Raw genomic sequence first — 15,265 nt, 5'->3', positions numbered from 1 at the left:
CCGCCGGGGCGGTCAGGCCGGATTGGACGAATGCGATCCGGGCGCGGTCAGCGCGGCCGGAGTGGCGCCGGCGAACTCGCGGAACTCCCGGATCAGGTGCGACTGGTCGTAGTAGCCCCACCGGGCGGCCCGCTCCGCCCACCCGGAGTCGTCCGGCACGGCGGCGTCCGCGGTGAGCAGCGTCCGGCCCAGGCTCGCGTACGCCCGCTCGAAGCGCAGCAGGCGGGCGACGGTCTTCGGCGGCAGGCCGAACTCCCGCCGGAACCGGACCGACAGGTGGCGGCGGGACCAGCCCAGTTCCCCGGCGAGCGTGGTCACGCCGACCGCTCCCCCGCTGCCGTCCAGACGCCGCCAGGCCGCCGCCAGGTGCGGGTCCAGCGGCGCGGTCGCCGCCAGCCGTGCGGCCAGGGCGGCGTCGAGCCGGGCGAAGCGCTCCGGCCAGCCCGGCTCGCCGGCCAGCTCGTCGCGCAGCCGGGCCAGCCAGCCCGCCACCGCGTCGAGAGGCACCGCCCGGTTGGTCAGCTCGGCCAGGGGCAGCCCGAGCAGGCGGCGTGCCGCCGGGGCGGTGAGCAGCACCTGCACCCCGGTGCCGGTTCCGGCCGTCCGGGTGGCGCACCAGCCGTCGAACGGGCCGGCCAGGAAGGCGTTGGCGGCGTACGCGCCCTCACCGGGGGCACGCGGGTCGGTCACGTCGAGGGGGTCGCCCCAGCCGAGGATCAGCACCACGAACGCGCCCGCCACCTCCCGGCGTACGAGCGGGACGGGCGCGTCCTCGCGGTAGCCGAGGTAGCGGTCCACCCACTGGCGCAGCCGCGGGTCGGGCCGCCCGATGACGGCCTCGGTCAGCATCGCGCCGCCTCGGCCGTCACGCCGGTCACCGGACCCCTGCGGCGTCCATCCCGCGCAGCTCCTTCTTGAGGTCGGCCACCTCGTCGCGGATCCGCGCGGCCAGCTCGAACTGCAGCTCGCGCGCGGCGGCGAGCATCTGGTCGTTGAGCTCCTGGATGAGGTTGGCCAGGTCGGCCCGGGCCATCCCCTCCCGCGACGGGGTGGCCGCGGCGCCCCGGCGGCTGCGGGTCTCCTTGACCGGCGCCTTGCCCCGCGACAACTGCCGCACCGCCCCGCCGACGTTGCTGTTCTCGGTGTCCTCCGCCTCGCGGTAGATGTCGTCGAGGATGTCGTGGATCTTCTTGCGCAGCGGCTCCGGCTTGATGCCGTTCGCCTCGTTGTGCGCGATCTGCTTGGCCCGGCGCCGGTTGGTCTCGTCGATCGCGTCCGCCATCGACGGCGTGATCTTGTCGGCGTACATGTGGACCTGGCCGGAGACGTTACGGGCCGCGCGACCGATGGTCTGGATCAGCGACCGGCCGCTGCGCAGGAAGCCCTCCTTGTCGGCGTCGAGGATCGCCACGAGCGAGACCTCGGGCAGGTCGAGACCCTCCCGGAGCAGGTTGATGCCGACCAGCACGTCGTAGTCGCCCTTGCGCAGCTCGCGCAGCAGCTCGACACGGCGCAGGGTGTCGACCTCGGAGTGCAGGTAGCGCACCCGGATGCCGTTCTCCAGCAGGTAGTCGGAGAGGTCCTCGGCCATCTTCTTGGTGAGCGTGGTGACGAGCACCCGCTCGTCCCGCTCGGTACGCAGCTTGATCTCGTGCATGAGGTCGTCGATCTGCCCCTTGGTCGGCTTGACCACCACCTCGGGGTCGATCAGGCCGGTGGGCCGGATCACCTGCTCGACGAACTCGCCCTGCGCCTGCTCCAGCTCCCACGGGCCGGGGGTGGCGGAAAGGAAGACCATCTGGCCCACCCGCTCCAGGAACTCGTCGAAGCGCAGCGGCCGGTTGTCGGCGGCGCTGGGGAGCCGGAAGCCGTGGTCGATGAGCATCCGCTTGCGGGAGGCGTCGCCCTCGTACATGCCGCCGATCTGCGGGATGGTCACGTGCGACTCGTCGACCACCGTGAGGAAGTCGTCGGGGAAGTAGTCGAGCAGGCAGTGCGGCGGGCTGCCCGGCAGCCGGCCGTCGATGTGCATGGAGTAGTTCTCGATGCCGGAGCAGAAGCCCACCTGGCGCATCATCTCGATGTCGTAGGTGGTGCGCATGCGCAGCCGCTGGGCCTCCAGCAGCTTGCCCTGCCGTTCCAACTCGGCCAGCCGCTCGCCCAGCTCGGCCTCGATGTCGCGGATCGCCCGTTCCATCCGCTCGGGACCGGCGGCGTAGTGCGTGGCCGGGAAGATCATCAGGCTGTCGACCTCGCGGACCACGTCACCGGTCAGCGGGTTGAGGTAGTAGAGCTTCTCGATCTCGTCACCGAACAGCTCGATCCGGACCGCCAGCTCCTCGTACGCCGGGATGATCTCCAGCGTGTCGCCGCGGACCCGGAAGGTGCCGCGCTGGAAGGCCATGTCGTTGCGCGCGTATTGAATGTCGACCAGCCGGCGCAGCAGCTGGTCACGGTCCAGCTCCTGCCCGACCTTGACCCGCACGGCCCGGTCGAGGTATTCCTCCGGCGTGCCCAGGCCGTAGATCGCCGAGACGGTGGCGACCACGATGACGTCCCGCCGGGTGAGCAGCGACATCGTGGCCGAGTGCCGCAGCCGCTCCACCTCCTCGTTGATCGAGGAGTCCTTCTCGATGTAGGTGTCGGTCTGCGGGATGTAGGCCTCGGGCTGGTAGTAGTCGTAGTAGGAGACGAAGTATTCGACCGCGTTGTGCGGCATCAGCTCGCCGAACTCCTTCGCGAGCTGGGCGGCGAGGGTCTTGTTGGGGGCGAGCACCAGGGTCGGCCGCTGGAGCCGCTCGACCAGCCACGCCGTGGTGGCGCTCTTGCCCGTGCCGGTCGCGCCGAGCAGCACCGTGTTGCGGTCGCCGCGCCGCACGCGACGCTCAAGCTCGTCGATGGCAGCCGGCTGGTCACCGGCCGGCTGGAACTCACTGACGACCTGGAAGCGGCCGTCGAGCCGGGGAATGTCGAGCGCCATGACACCAACCGTACGCCCGCGGTCCGACACTTCCGGCCACGACCACCGACCGTCCCTGATCGGCTTCGATATTCCCATTGTGTGGCTCATCTCACCGGTCTACCCTCGTACCGTAGGCCGCTCGCGGCGGCCGACCGGGCCGGTGATCGCCCCTCGCGGGCCGGTCGCCCCCGGCGCCAGGGCCGCAGCACCCGGGACGACCGGCGTGCGCGCCGACGGTGGTCGCGCGCAGCGCTGACCGGCCGCCGCGAGCGCCCCTGCTCGTCACCGAAACCCCGCTCTCGCGTTCTCCACTCGTGGGGACCTCTCCCGACCGCCGGCCGCGACGCGAGCCCGGCACGCCCCCGCCCGCCGACGAGCCGGGCCGCCAGCGCGGCGTGAGCCGCCCGCACCGGCTCTCCGCACGTGGCGACGGCGACCAGGCCGTACCCCGGGAACCGGGTCGCGGCCACCGCCGCGGCCGCACCGGCGCGCCGACCCGGCCCGCCACCGTGGCTGGCCGGCGCCGCCGCGCCGACCCGCTCGCCGGCCGCCGTCCCACACTCACCACCCGGCCGGGCGGCGACCCGGAACTGGACGGCGCCGACGACCCGCCGGACGGGCCGGACCGGCGCCGGATCGCGCTCGCCGCGCTCGTGGCAGCCGCCGCGCTCTCCGCCGCGACGCTCGTCGCCGGGCTGCTGACCTGGGTACCCGGCCGCGGCGACGACACCGGGACGGCACGCCCGCTCACCGCCGCCGAGGCCGACCGGGTGGCCGCGCTGCGGGTCACCAACCTGCGCGACGTACGCGCCGGCGTCCGGGTCACGGTCGGCGCCGGCGGCGCCCGTACCGAACTGGTCGGCTGGGTCGACTGGGCCCGCCCTCTGGTCTATCTGGACGTCGGCGGCCCGGGCGCGGGCGACGACAGGGGCCTGGTCCAGGCCACCGCGTCCGCACTGCTGGTGCGGCCCGACCCCGGCGCGCTGCCCACCCCGGCCCGGCCCCCGCTGGTGCCGCCGGCGGACCGGTGGCGGATGCGGTCCCCGGCCGGCGGGCACGGCCTCGGCGCGGTACGCGACCTGCTGATCGGGCTCGGCGCCGACCGGGTCGACAGGCCCGCCGCGGACGGCCGGTGGCTACGCGCCGACCGGGTCGGCGGCATCCCGGTGGACGTGCTCCAGGCATCCCTCGCACCGCCTGGTGACCCGCGGCCGACGCTGTGGGTGGACGCCGACGCCCGGCTGCACCGGCTCACCGGCCGGCTGGCCGACGGCACACCCGTCACCGTCGACCTGACCCGCGCCGACCGGCCCACACTGCATCCGGTGGACGCCCTCGGCGGCCGGCCCGGGCAGCCCCGGGCGCTCACCGATGACGAAGTCGCCCGGCTGGCCGCGCTGCCCGCCCGGCTCCGGGCACTGCGCGGCGCGGCGGTGACGGTGGCCGCTCCGCTCGCCCCGTCGGCGAACCTGCGGGCCACCGGCACGGTGGACTGGACGAGCCCGTCGGCGTACCTCGCGGTGACCGAGGAGGGCAGCGGCAGGCGTACCCTCCGGTGGGTCCGGCCGGGACGGGTGGCCGAGGTGCAGCGGTCCCCCGACGGGCCCGCCACTCCCCCGGCACCGGTGCCGGCCGCGCTGCTCGCGGCCCCCGCGCGCCCGCCCGGCGACGACCTGGACCGGCTGTTCGACGCGGCGCTGCGGGCGGCCCGGCGCGCGCCCGCCGGTGACACCGTCCGGGTCCGGGAGGACCGGCTGGGCGACCGGACGGTCGACGTGTTCGAGGTGCCGGGCGGCAGACGCCTGTGGCTGGACCGGGGCGGTGTGCCGCACCGGATGGAGCTGCGGACCGGGCCGGGCGTGTGGATCCGGCTGGACCTCACGCCGGGTCGTGCGGCGGGCAGCGGCGGATCGTCGGCCTCGACGTCGCGCTGAACCGGCGCGGCCTCCGCGGTCCGCCGAACCGGCGCCGCCGGGACGGCCCGGTCAGGGCCGCCAGCCGGTCTGCGCGGCCCACTCCTCGGCGCGCAGGTGCTCCTCGTCGAACCAGGGATCGGTCACCGTGCCCCAGGCGGCGTGCTCCGGCGCGGCGGCCGCCAGCTCCCGCTTCACCTGGAGGTAGTCGGCCCGCCGCGCCGGGTCGGCGCGCAGGTGGTCGCGCATCAGCAGCGCGTACCGCCAGCCGGGCGAACCGGCCTCCCGCAGGTGCAGGCGCACCGGGCGCGCCGGGTCCGCGCCGCCGTGCAGCCGCTTGGCCCAGCGCACCGGCTCCGGCTGTCGCGGGGCGTCCCACCACTCGCCCGGCAGCCGCGGGAAACCCGCCTCGGCCAGCCGCTGCGCGAGCGGCCCGTCCGCCTCGTTCAGCGAGGACACAGTCACCTGGATGTCGATCACGTCCGGCGCGGCGAGTCCCGGCACGGCGGTGGAGCCGACGTGGTCGACCCGGATCTCACCGCCGGCCGCGTGGCGGATCCGGGCGGCCAGCCGGGCGTACTGCTCGGGCCAGGTCGGGTCCGGTCCGGCGAGCGCCGCCGGGTCGGGCGGGACGGCGCGGCGTTCGCGGACGTTGCGCTCGTAGGGCGACAGGCGGTCCCGCCAGAGGGCGTCCACGGCGGCGTGCAGGTCGGTGAGCGTGCCGTCGTTGGTCAGGAGCACGTCGGCGATCGCACGGCGGGTGGCGTCGTCGGCCTGCGCGGCGATGCGCCGCTCGGCCTCCGCCGGGGCCATGCCCCGGTCGCGGGTCAGCCGGGCCATCCGGGTCGGCACGGCCGTCTGCACCACGACCACCAGGTGGTACGTCGGCGCGAGTCCCACCTCGGCCAGCAGCGGTACGTCGTTCACCACGATCGCGTCGGCGGGGGCGGCGGCGGCCAGCTCGGCGCTGCGCGCGCGTACCCGGGGGTGGGTGATCCCTTCGAGCGTGCGGCGGGCCGCCTCGTCGCCGAAGACCAGCGCGCCGAGGGCGGCCCGGTCCAGCGCCCCGTCGGCGTCCAGGACCTTCTCGGAGAAGGCGGCGACGACCTCGGCCAGCCCGTCGGTGCCGGGCGCGACGATCTCGCGGGCGATGCGGTCCGAGTCGACGATCACCGCGCCCAGCGTGGCGAGCCGGCTCGCCACCGCGCTCTTGCCCGATCCGATTCCGCCGGTCAGCCCCACCTTCAGCACCCGGACAGTCAACCGGATCTGCCGTCCGCATGCCAAACCCTCCCGGCGTACGACGCGGGCCCCGCCCCCGGCGCTCCGCTGGTGCGGAACGCGGGGACGGGGCCCGTCGTCAGAGGCAGTCGCCGGCTCGTCCGGTGGGACGAACAGGCGTCAGCGTCCGGTCACTTGCCGCCGGCGAGCTTCTCCCGCAGCGCGGCGAGCGCCTCGTCGGTCGCGAGCGTGCCGGCCGGCTCCTCGGCCTGACGGCTCGGGGCCGAGGTCGAGGTGGTGGTGCCGGTGGTGGCCGGAGCCGGGTTGGCGGCGGCCTCGGCGTCGGCGGCGCGGGAGGTCTGCACCTGCTTGGTGTGGGCCTCCCAGCGCTGACGCGCCTCGGCGTACTGCTGCTCCCAGGTCTCGCGCTGCTTGTCGTAGCCCTCGAGCCACTCGCCCGTCTCCGGGTCGAAGCCCTCCGGGTAGATGTAGTTGCCCTGGTCGTCGTACGTCGCGGCCATGCCGTAGAGGGTCGGGTCGAAGTGCTCCTCGCCCTCGACGAAGCCCTCGTTGGCCTGCTTGAGCGACAGCGAGATCCGGCGGCGCTCCAGGTCGATGTCGATGACCTTGACCATGACCTCGGAGCCGACCTGCACGACCTGCTCCGGGATCTCCACGTGGCGCTCGGCCAGCTCGGAGATGTGGACCAGGCCCTCGATGCCGTCGTCCACGCGGACGAACGCACCGAACGGCACCAGCTTGGTGACCTTACCCGGCACGATCTGCTGGATCGCGTGGGTGCGGGCGAACTGACGCCACGGGTCCTCCTGCGTCGCCTTCAGCGACAGCGAAACCCGCTCGCGGTCCAGGTCGACGTCCAGGACCTCGACCTCGACCTCCTGGCCCACCTCGACGACCTCGGACGGGTGGTCGATGTGCTTCCAGGACAGCTCGGAGACGTGCACGAGGCCGTCCACGCCGCCCAGGTCGACGAACGCGCCGAAGTTGACGATCGAGGAGACGACGCCCTTGCGGACCTGCCCCTTCTGGAGCTTGTTGAGGAACTCGGTGCGCACCTCGGACTGCGTCTGCTCCAGCCAGGCACGGCGGGACAGGACCACGTTGTTGCGGTTCTTGTCCAGCTCGATGATCTTGGCTTCGAGCTCGCGGCCGACGTACGGCTGCAGGTCACGCACACGCCGCATCTCGACGAGCGACGCGGGCAGGAAGCCACGCAGGCCGATGTCGAGGATGAGACCACCCTTGACGACCTCGATGACCGAACCGCGGACGACGCCGTCCTCGTCCTTGATCTTCTCGATCGTGCCCCAGGCCCGCTCGTACTGCGCCCGCTTCTTGGAGAGGATCAGCCGACCCTCCTTGTCCTCCTTCTGGAGGACGAGGGCCTCGATGTGGTCACCCACCGAAACGACCTCGGCCGGGTCCACGTCGTGCTTGATCGACAACTCCCGAGAGGGGATGACACCCTCGGTCTTGTAGCCGATGTCGAGCAGGACCTCGTCCCGATCGACCTTGACGACGGTGCCTTCGACAATGTCGCCGTCGTTGAAGTACTTGATGGTCTCGTCGATCGCGGCGAGGAAAGCTTCCTCAGAGCCGAGGTCGTCGTGGGTGACCTTGTTGGCGCTCGAGGTGGCCTCGATGCTGCTCGTCATGTGGGCGGTTGCTCCGGTCGGATGGGTTGTCACAGCGGGCATGGGTGTCGCGGTGACTCTGCCGCGCCAACGGATCCGTCGCCGGGCACACCGAACGATCGACGCGAGAAGATCATTAGTGGCTCCGGTGACCGCGCACCTGCTCCCTGCCGAGGCACACGATCCGCGAGCGCATCGTCTAGCCTACCCGCTGCATTACCACAGCGTGCAAGCCCTCCCGGGTCCGCGCGAACTCATCCGCTGCGAAAGCGGAGATTTTGCGCGGTAAGGTGCCACAGCTGTCTCGTCCGTCACATCCGCCCCAGCCACCACCCCACCGCACCGGGTCCGGGCCGCCGGACCTAGCGTGAACCCGTGGACGACGACAGGGTGACCCGCCGACGGGTCGACGCCGGGGAGATCCGCCGCGCGAACCGCGGATGGTGGGACACCGACGCCGACGCGTACCAGGCCGAGCACGGCGCGTTCCTCGGCGACGCCGACTTCGTCTGGTGCCCGGAAGGGCTGCGCGAGGCCGACGCCCGGCTGCTCGGCGAGGTCGCCGGGCGGCGGATCCTCGAACTCGGCGCCGGGGCGGCCGCCGCCGCCCGCTGGCTCGCCGCCCAGGGCGCCCGGCCGGTCGCGCTGGACCTGTCCGCCGGCATGTTGCGGCACGCCGCCGAGGCCGCCGGGCGCACCGGGGTACGCGTGCCGCTGGTGCAGGCCGACGCGCTCGCCCTGCCGTTCGCCGACGCCGCGTTCGACACCGTCTGCACCGCGTTCGGCGCGATCCCGTTCGTGGACGACTCGGCGGCGGCGATGCGCGAGGTGGCCCGGGTGCTGCGCCCCGGCGGCCGGTGGGTCTTCTCGGTCACCCACCCGATGCGCTGGATCTTCCTGGACGACCCGGGCGAGGGCGGGCTGACCGCCGTGCACTCGTACTTCGACCGCTCCCCCTACGTCGAGCAGGACGAGCACGGGGTGGCCACGTACGTCGAGCAGCACCGCACCCTCGGCGACCGGATCCGGGAGCTGGTCGGCGCCGGGTTCCGCCTGCTGGACCTGGTGGAGCCGGAGTGGCCGGCCGGGCACGAGGGGATCTGGGGCCAGTGGAGCCCGCTGCGCGGACGGCTGTTCCCCGGCACGGCCATCTTCGTCGCCGAGAAGCCGGCGGGCTGACGCCGGACGGACGCGCGGTGCGATCGGGCCGGCGGTAGCGCCCCTACGTTGCCCTGGTGAGCGCCGAGCCGATCGTGACACCATCCTCTCCATGGCGTCCGGACCCGCTTCGGCAACAGCGTGCCGACCACATGGTGGAGGAACTGCTGACGCTGCCGCCCGACGCCCCCCGCGTCGAACTGGTCGACGGCATCATCCACGTGACGCCCTTGCCTACTCTCCACCACCAGGACATCGCCGGCCTGCTGACCTGGTGGCTGCGATCCCACGCGCCGGCGTATCTGCGTGCGACCCAGGCAGTGAGCATCGGGTTGGACGTCGACGCCAGCCGCCGACCAGACGTCCTGCTCCACCGCGCCGGGCTGCCGAGCGACCGGTCCCTCCTGCGACCGGCGGACGTCGTCCTGGCCGTCGAGATCGTCTCCCCCGGCACCCGGCGGGTCGACCGGTTCGCCAAGCCAGGCGAGTACGCCGCCGCGGGGATCCCGTTCTACTGGCGGATCGAGCAGGATCCGGTGCACCTGTACGCGTACCGCCTCGGTGACCGGATCGGCCCGGGCGGCGAACGGCAGTACGAACTGGTGGACGACAGCAGCGAGGTGATCGAGCTGTCCGAGCCCTTCGCGATCAAGCTGCCGATCGCGGAGATCCGGCCCTGACGACGCCGTTACTCGGTATCCACTCCGGGTAACCGGGCGGCATGGCCGAGAAGGAGTTCCGCACCGGCGACCACGTCTCCTGGGCCAGCCACAGCGGCCGGGCGTACGGCGTCGTCAAGGAGAAGCTGACCGAGCGCACCCACGTACGCGGGCACGCGGTGAACGCCTCTCCGGAGCAGCCGCAGTACCGGATCACCAACGACGACTCGGGCCGCGACGTCGCCCACCGCCCGGAGGTGCTGCGCCATGAGTCGCGCTGACGATCCGCAGCAGACGTACCGGGAGTTCACCGACGCGGTGAACATGAAGCCGGGCGAGCTGACCCGCTGGCTGGAGACCGAGGAGTCCAAGCACGTCGGCTGGCACAAGAAGGGCACCAAGGGCGGCGAGTCGGTCGGGCACGACTCCGGCCGGCGCATCGTCGACCTGCTGCGCCGCAAGCGCGCCGACCTCACCGCCGCCGACTACAAGCACATGCGCAAGGTGATCGGGTACGTCCACCGCCACCTGGCCCAGCGCCCGTCCGGTGACGTGCGGGACACCAGGTGGCGCTGGTCGCTGATGAACTGGGGGCACGACCCGCTCAAGGGCTGAGCCACCCGGTCCGTTCGCCGCGCGTTGGTACCGTGCCGGCGATGACGACAGACGTCTCGACCGCCGGCCGTCATCCCCGCGCCGGACGGGTCGTCCTCCTGGTGGGCCTCGGCCTGATCGCCGTCGCGGCCCTCCTGCTGGTGCTGACCGGGAACACCGGCATCAGGTACAGCGCCGACCACGACGGCACCGTACCGATGTGGAGCCGATGGATCCCGGCGCTGGCCGGGATCGCGCTGATCCGCCTGATCCCGCCCGCGCCCGACCCGACATGGCCGGACCCGGTCGCGCCGTACCGCGAGGCGGCGCCGCTGCTGCTGGCCGGGATCGCGCTCGCCGCCGTCATGCCACTGCTGGGCGGCGAACCCGCGTACACCGTGTTGAAGCTGGCGCTGCTGCTCGGCGTGCCCACAATGGTGTTCCTGGCCGCGCGCCGGTGGCCGCCGCGGTGGCGGCCGGGCCCGGCCCCGGCGGACGCCGCCCACCGGTGGGGTCCGGCGCTGCCGGTGGCGGTGTGGCTGGTGCTCAGCTACGCGACGCCGCTGGCCGTGCCGGCGAGCGACTGGGGGCGGACCGTCACGCCGGTCGAGCTGGCCGTCACGCTGCTGGTGGCCTTCGCGGTGAACGCGCTGCTGGAGGAGGTCTTCTACCGGCGGTGGCTGCAGACCCGATGGGAGTCGCTGCTGGGACGCTGGCCGGCGATCGTGCTCGCGTCGCTGGTGTGGGCGGCCTGGCACGTGGCCATCCAGGGCAGCGGCCGGCCCGCCGTCGACCTGGCGTCGGTGATCGTGAACCAGGGGGTCGCCGGGCTGTTCCTCGGCTACCTGTGGTCGCGGTACCGCCGGATGTGGCCGCTGCTCGTGGTGCACGGCGCGGTCAACGCGATGCCCGTCCTGCTCGGCCTCTGACTTGACCCTGCCGCCGGCGGCACTGTCGGACGATGCCGGCATGGAACGCCGCACGCCACGCGTCGCCGTGGTCATCGGTGCGGGCACCGGCATCGGCCGGGCCACCGCACATGCCTTCGCCACCGCCGGGTACGCCGTCGTCGCGGTCGGACGGCGCGCCGCGCCGCTGTCGGACACCGCCGCCGGCTGGCCGGACATCACCCCGCTGACCGCCGACGTCTCCGCGCCCGACGGTCCCGGCCGGATCGTCGGCGCCGCGCTCGACCGGTACGGCCGCCTGGACGTCCTGGTCAACAACGCCGGAGTGGCCGGCGGCGGGCCGCTGGCGGACCTGGACGAGGACGCCGCCCGGCGGCAACTGGAGACGAACCTCCTCGCACCCGTTCGGCTGGCGCACGCCGCCGTCGAGGCGCTCGCCGCGACACGCGGCGTGCTGGTCAACGTCACCACGTCCGTCGGCCTGCGCGCCTGGCCGGGCAGTTCGGTGTACGCGGCCGGCAAGGCCGCGCTGGACTCGCTGACCCGCAGCTGGGCGGTGGAACTCGCGCCGCGCGGCGTCCGGGTGGTGGCCGTGGCGCCCGGCGCGATCGACACCCCGATCGGCGTGCACAGTGGCCTGTCCCCCGAACGGCGGGCGGCGGTGCGGGACTGGCAACTCGCGCACACCCCGGCGGGCCGGATCGGCCGCCCGGAGGACGTAGCCTGGGCGATCCGGCGGCTCTGCGAGCCGGAGGCGGGCTTCGTCACCGGCGTGGTGCTGCCGGTGGACGGGGGCGCGGTGGTCGCGTGAGAGGACGGTGACGGCGGTGCGGATCGGCGCGGTGGCGAAGGCGACGGGCTGCACGCCGCGTGCCCTGCGGCACTACGAGGAACACGGTCTCATCGCCTCGGCCCGGGCGGCGAACGGCTACCGCGAGTACGACGACGCGGTGGTCACCCGGGTCCGCAACATCCGTCACCTGCTCGACGCCGGGCTGACGCTCGACGACGTGCGGGTCTTCCTGCCCTGCCTGGACGGGGACGTGGCGTCCGCGCCGCCGTCTCCGGCCGGGCTGCGGGTCGGCCGGGAGCGGCTGGCCGTGCTGGACGCCCGGATCGCCGCCCAGGTGGCCGTCCGCGACCGCCTGGCCGCCGCCCTCCAGGCTGCCGCCCCTGCGCCCCCGCCCCTCCTCTCGCCGCCGCCTCCTCGTGTGCGGGACGGGTGAGCGGGCGGGTGGTGGCCGGCGCGGGTGGGGCGGCGGTGGGGTCAGTGGTCGGCGCTGTTCCAGTCGCGGCCGTCGCCCACCGAGACCTCCAGCGGCACCGACAGCGGGTACGCCTCGCCCATCTGCTTGCGCACCAGCGCCTCCAGCGTCTCCCGCTCGCCCGGGGCGACCTCGAAGACCAGCTCGTCGTGCACCTGCAGCAGCATCCGCGACCGCAGCCCGGCGTCGCGCAGCGCGCTGTCGACGTGCAGCATCGCGACCTTGATGATGTCGGCCGCCGAACCCTGGATCGGGGCGTTGAGCGCCATCCGCTCGGCCATCTCGCGGCGCTGCCGGTTGTCGCTGACCAGGTCTGGCAGGTAGCGGCGGCGGCCCAGGATGGTGGAGGTGTAGCCGTCCTGGCGGGCGCGGGCCACCACCTCCTGGAGGTAGTCGCGGACCCCGCCGAACCCGGCGAAGTAGTTCTCCATCAGCCCGCGCGCCTCCTCGGCGCTGATGCCGAGCTGCTGGGACAGGCCGAACGCGCTGAGCCCGTACGCCAGGCCGTAGTTCATGGCCTTGATCTTGCGGCGCTGGTCGGCGGTCACGTCGCCGACCTCGACGGTGAAGACCGATGACGCGGTGGCGGCGTGGAAGTCGTGCCCGGAGTTGAACGCCTCGATCAGCGCGTCGTCCGAGGACAGATGCGCCATGATCCGCATCTCGATCTGGCTGTAGTCGGCGGTGAGCAGGCACTCGTAGCCCTCGCCGACCACGAACGCGCGCCGGATCCGCCGCCCCTCCTCGGTGCGGATCGGGATGTTCTGCAGGTTCGGCTCGGTGGAGGACAGCCGCCCGGTCGCCGCCACGGTCTGGTTGAACGTGGTGTGGATGCGGCCGTCGTCGGAGACGGACTTGAGCAGCCCGTCGACAGTCGACTTGAGCTTCGCGACGTCACGGTGCCGCAGCAGGTGGTGCAGAAGCGGGTGCTCGGTCTGCGCGAACAGCCACTGGAGCGCGTCGGCGTCGGTGGTGTAGCCGGTCTTGATCCGCTTGGTCTTGGGCAGGCCCAGCTCGGTGAAGAGGATCTCCTGCAACTGCTTCGGCGACCCGAGGTTGAACTCCCGGCCGACCACCTCGTACGCGCCCTGGGCGGCGGCCTTCACCTCGGCGGCGAAGTGCGCCTCCAGCTCGGAGAGGTAGTCGGTGTCGGCGGCGATGCCGGTGCGCTCCATGGTGGCGAGCACCCGCATCAGCGGCAGCTCCACGCCGGCCATCAGCCGGGCCGACTGCTCGCCGTCGCGGGACAGCTCGGCGTCGATCGCGTCGGCCAGGTCGAGCGTGGCGCGGGCCTGGAGCATGAGGTTCTGCTCGGCCACGCCCTCGTCGCCGAGCCCGTCGAGAGTGAGCTGACCGGTCTCCGGCGCGTCGACGCGCAGCTCCCGGTGCAGGTAGCGCAGCGCCAGGTCGGTCAGGTCGTAGGAGCGCTGGTCGGGGCGGGCCAGGTAGGCGGCGATCTGCGTGTCGCGGGCGATGCCGTGCAGCTCCCAGCCGTGCGCGGCGAACGCCAGCACCGCCGGCTTGCTGTCGTGCAGCACCTTCGGGCGCTCCGCGTCGGCCAGCCACCCGGCCAGCGCGGCCTCGTCGCCGGCGTCCAGCCGGCTCGGGTCGAACCAGGCGCCCGCCCCGGCGGCGGTGGCCAGCGCCATCGCGGTCACGGTGGCGGTGTGCCGGCGGTTGGGGCCGGTGTCGAGCGTGACCGCCAGGCCGACCGGTGCGCCCGCCGGGGCGTGCGTGCCGAGCCAGCCCGCGAGCGCGCCCGGCTCGGTGAGCACCTCGCCCGCCAGATCGAAGCCCGCCTCGGCCTCCGGCTCGACCGCCTCCAGGTATTGGTAGAGGCGGTCGCGCAGGATGCGGAACTGGAGCGTGTCGAAGACCTGGTGCACCGCTTCGCGGTCCCAGCCCTGCCAGCGGGCGTCCTCGGGGCGCACCGGCAGCTCCAGGTCGGAGACCAGGCAGTTGATCTCGTAGTTGCGGATCACGTCGGCCAGCCGCTCGCGCAGGCTGTCGCCGGCCTTGCCCTTGATCTCGTCGGCGCGGGCCACCACGCCCTCGACGCCGCCGTACAGGTTGATCCACTTAGCGGCGGTCTTCGGGCCGACACCCGGTACGCCCGGCAGGTTGTCGCTGGTCTCGCCGACCAGCGCGGCCAGGTCGCGGTAGCGGTCCGGGGTGACGCCGTACTTCGCCTCGACCGCGGCCGGGTCCATCCGGGCCAGGTCGGAGACGCCCTTGCGCGGGTAGAGCACCGTCACCCGCTCGCCGACGAGCTGGAACGCGTCCCGGTCGCCGGTGGTGATCAGCACGTCCATGCCCTGGTCGCGGGCCTGGCAGGCGAGCGTGGCGATGACGTCGTCGGCCTCGTAGCCCTCCTTCTCGACCACCGGCACGCGCAGCGCGGCGAGGACCTCCTTGACCAGGCTGACCTGGCCCTTGAAGTCGGTCGGGGTCTCACTGCGGCCGGCCTTGTACTCCGCGTACCTGTCGGTGCGGAAGGAGCGGCGGGAGACGTCGAACGCCACGACGATGTGCGTCGGCTGCTCGTCGCGCAACACGTTGATCAGCATCGAGGTGAAGCCGTAGACGGCGTTGGTCGGCTGCCCCGTGGTGGTGGAGAAGTTCTCCACAGGCAGGGCGAAGAACGCCCGGTATGCCAGGGAGTGTCCGTCGACGAGGAGCAGGCGCGGCGTCGTAGCTGTCACGGCTGCGACTCTAGTCCGTACGCCCGACAGAGCTGACAACAACAAGGCCCGACACGTGACACTCCGTCACCCAGCTTTCTGGGCCGCACGACCACCGGAGCTGCCCTCCACTCGCGCCCATAGCAATGCGGATACCGCATCTCCGCCTCAACAACAACCCTGCCCCAAGGTTGACTCCGGCCAATACCTCGCCCTACCTTCATCAGCAACCACCAGGAAGTGGAGGAA

Annotated in this window: 13 protein-coding genes; 8 read left to right on the top strand and 5 right to left on the bottom strand. The window is 73.2% G+C overall.

Annotation, left to right across the window (positions count from 1 at the left end):
- Positions 1–12: 12 nt before the first annotated feature.
- Positions 13–849: a helix-turn-helix domain-containing protein gene (locus tag FHX31_RS07135; RefSeq protein WP_091331164.1), complete on the bottom strand. Its 837-nt coding sequence runs from the start codon at positions 847–849 to the stop codon at positions 13–15.
- A 25-nt stretch (positions 850–874) separates the two neighbouring features.
- Positions 875–2,980 (bottom strand): excinuclease ABC subunit UvrB, encoded by a 2,106-nt coding sequence (gene uvrB / locus FHX31_RS07130; protein ID WP_013287500.1) that lies wholly within the window; start codon positions 2,978–2,980, stop codon positions 875–877.
- A gap of 296 nt (positions 2,981–3,276) precedes the next feature.
- On the opposite strand from uvrB, the gene FHX31_RS07125 reads away from it, so the two are divergent.
- The gene (locus FHX31_RS07125) at positions 3,277–4,896 is read left to right on the top strand and encodes a hypothetical protein (protein WP_240638433.1); all 1,620 of its coding nucleotides are present in this window, start codon (positions 3,277–3,279) and stop codon (positions 4,894–4,896) included.
- Positions 4,897–4,947: 51 nt separating this feature from the next.
- Here FHX31_RS07125 and coaE read toward each other — a convergent pair whose 3' ends face one another.
- Together coaE and rpsA are read right to left on the bottom strand one after the other, a co-directional pair.
- Positions 4,948–6,126 (bottom strand): dephospho-CoA kinase, encoded by a 1,179-nt coding sequence (gene coaE / locus FHX31_RS07120; protein ID WP_030274131.1) that lies wholly within the window; start codon positions 6,124–6,126, stop codon positions 4,948–4,950.
- A 161-nt stretch (positions 6,127–6,287) separates the two neighbouring features.
- Positions 6,288–7,814, bottom strand: a complete 1,527-nt coding sequence (gene rpsA / locus FHX31_RS07115; protein WP_047893869.1) for a 30S ribosomal protein S1 — start codon at positions 7,812–7,814, stop codon at positions 6,288–6,290.
- 312 nt (positions 7,815–8,126) lie between these two features.
- Between rpsA and FHX31_RS07110 the strand changes: the two genes are divergently transcribed.
- The 7 genes from FHX31_RS07110 (at position 8,127) to FHX31_RS07080 (ending at position 12,296) form a co-directional block, all read left to right on the top strand.
- A complete protein-coding gene (locus FHX31_RS07110) occupies positions 8,127–8,930 on the top strand; it encodes a methyltransferase domain-containing protein (RefSeq protein WP_184975558.1) in 804 nt (267 codons plus the stop codon).
- 131 nt (positions 8,931–9,061) lie between these two features.
- Positions 9,062–9,589: a Uma2 family endonuclease gene (locus FHX31_RS07105; protein WP_091331161.1), complete on the top strand. Its 528-nt coding sequence runs from the start codon at positions 9,062–9,064 to the stop codon at positions 9,587–9,589.
- A gap of 41 nt (positions 9,590–9,630) precedes the next feature.
- On the top strand, positions 9,631–9,849 hold the full coding sequence (locus FHX31_RS07100; RefSeq protein WP_013475851.1) for a hypervirulence associated TUDOR domain-containing protein: 219 nt from the start codon (positions 9,631–9,633) through the stop codon (positions 9,847–9,849).
- Positions 9,836–10,183 carry a DUF3140 domain-containing protein gene (locus FHX31_RS07095; RefSeq protein ID WP_013475850.1) on the top strand — a complete coding sequence of 116 codons (348 nt, stop codon included), beginning with the start codon at positions 9,836–9,838 and terminating at the stop codon, positions 10,181–10,183. Before FHX31_RS07100 ends, FHX31_RS07095 begins: the two co-directional genes overlap by 14 nt.
- Positions 10,184–10,224: 41 nt before the next feature.
- Complete coding sequence (locus FHX31_RS07090; RefSeq protein WP_184975555.1) at positions 10,225–11,091, top strand: CPBP family intramembrane glutamic endopeptidase; 867 nt, start codon at positions 10,225–10,227, stop codon at positions 11,089–11,091.
- A 40-nt stretch (positions 11,092–11,131) separates the two neighbouring features.
- A complete protein-coding gene (locus tag FHX31_RS07085; RefSeq protein WP_184975552.1) occupies positions 11,132–11,881 on the top strand; it encodes an SDR family NAD(P)-dependent oxidoreductase in 750 nt (249 codons plus the stop codon).
- Positions 11,882–11,888: 7 nt separating this feature from the next.
- The gene (locus tag FHX31_RS07080; RefSeq protein WP_013287510.1) at positions 11,889–12,296 is read left to right on the top strand and encodes a MerR family transcriptional regulator; all 408 of its coding nucleotides are present in this window, start codon (positions 11,889–11,891) and stop codon (positions 12,294–12,296) included.
- 41 nt (positions 12,297–12,337) lie between these two features.
- Here FHX31_RS07080 and polA read toward each other — a convergent pair whose 3' ends face one another.
- Positions 12,338–15,037, bottom strand: coding sequence for a DNA polymerase I (gene polA / locus FHX31_RS07075; RefSeq protein WP_145751909.1), 2,700 nt, complete (start codon positions 15,035–15,037; stop codon positions 12,338–12,340).
- Positions 15,038–15,265 lie beyond the last annotated feature (228 nt).

It is taken from the genome of Micromonospora sp. CNZ286, assembly GCF_014207755.1.
This window is presented reverse-complemented; position numbering and strand designations above follow the sequence as displayed.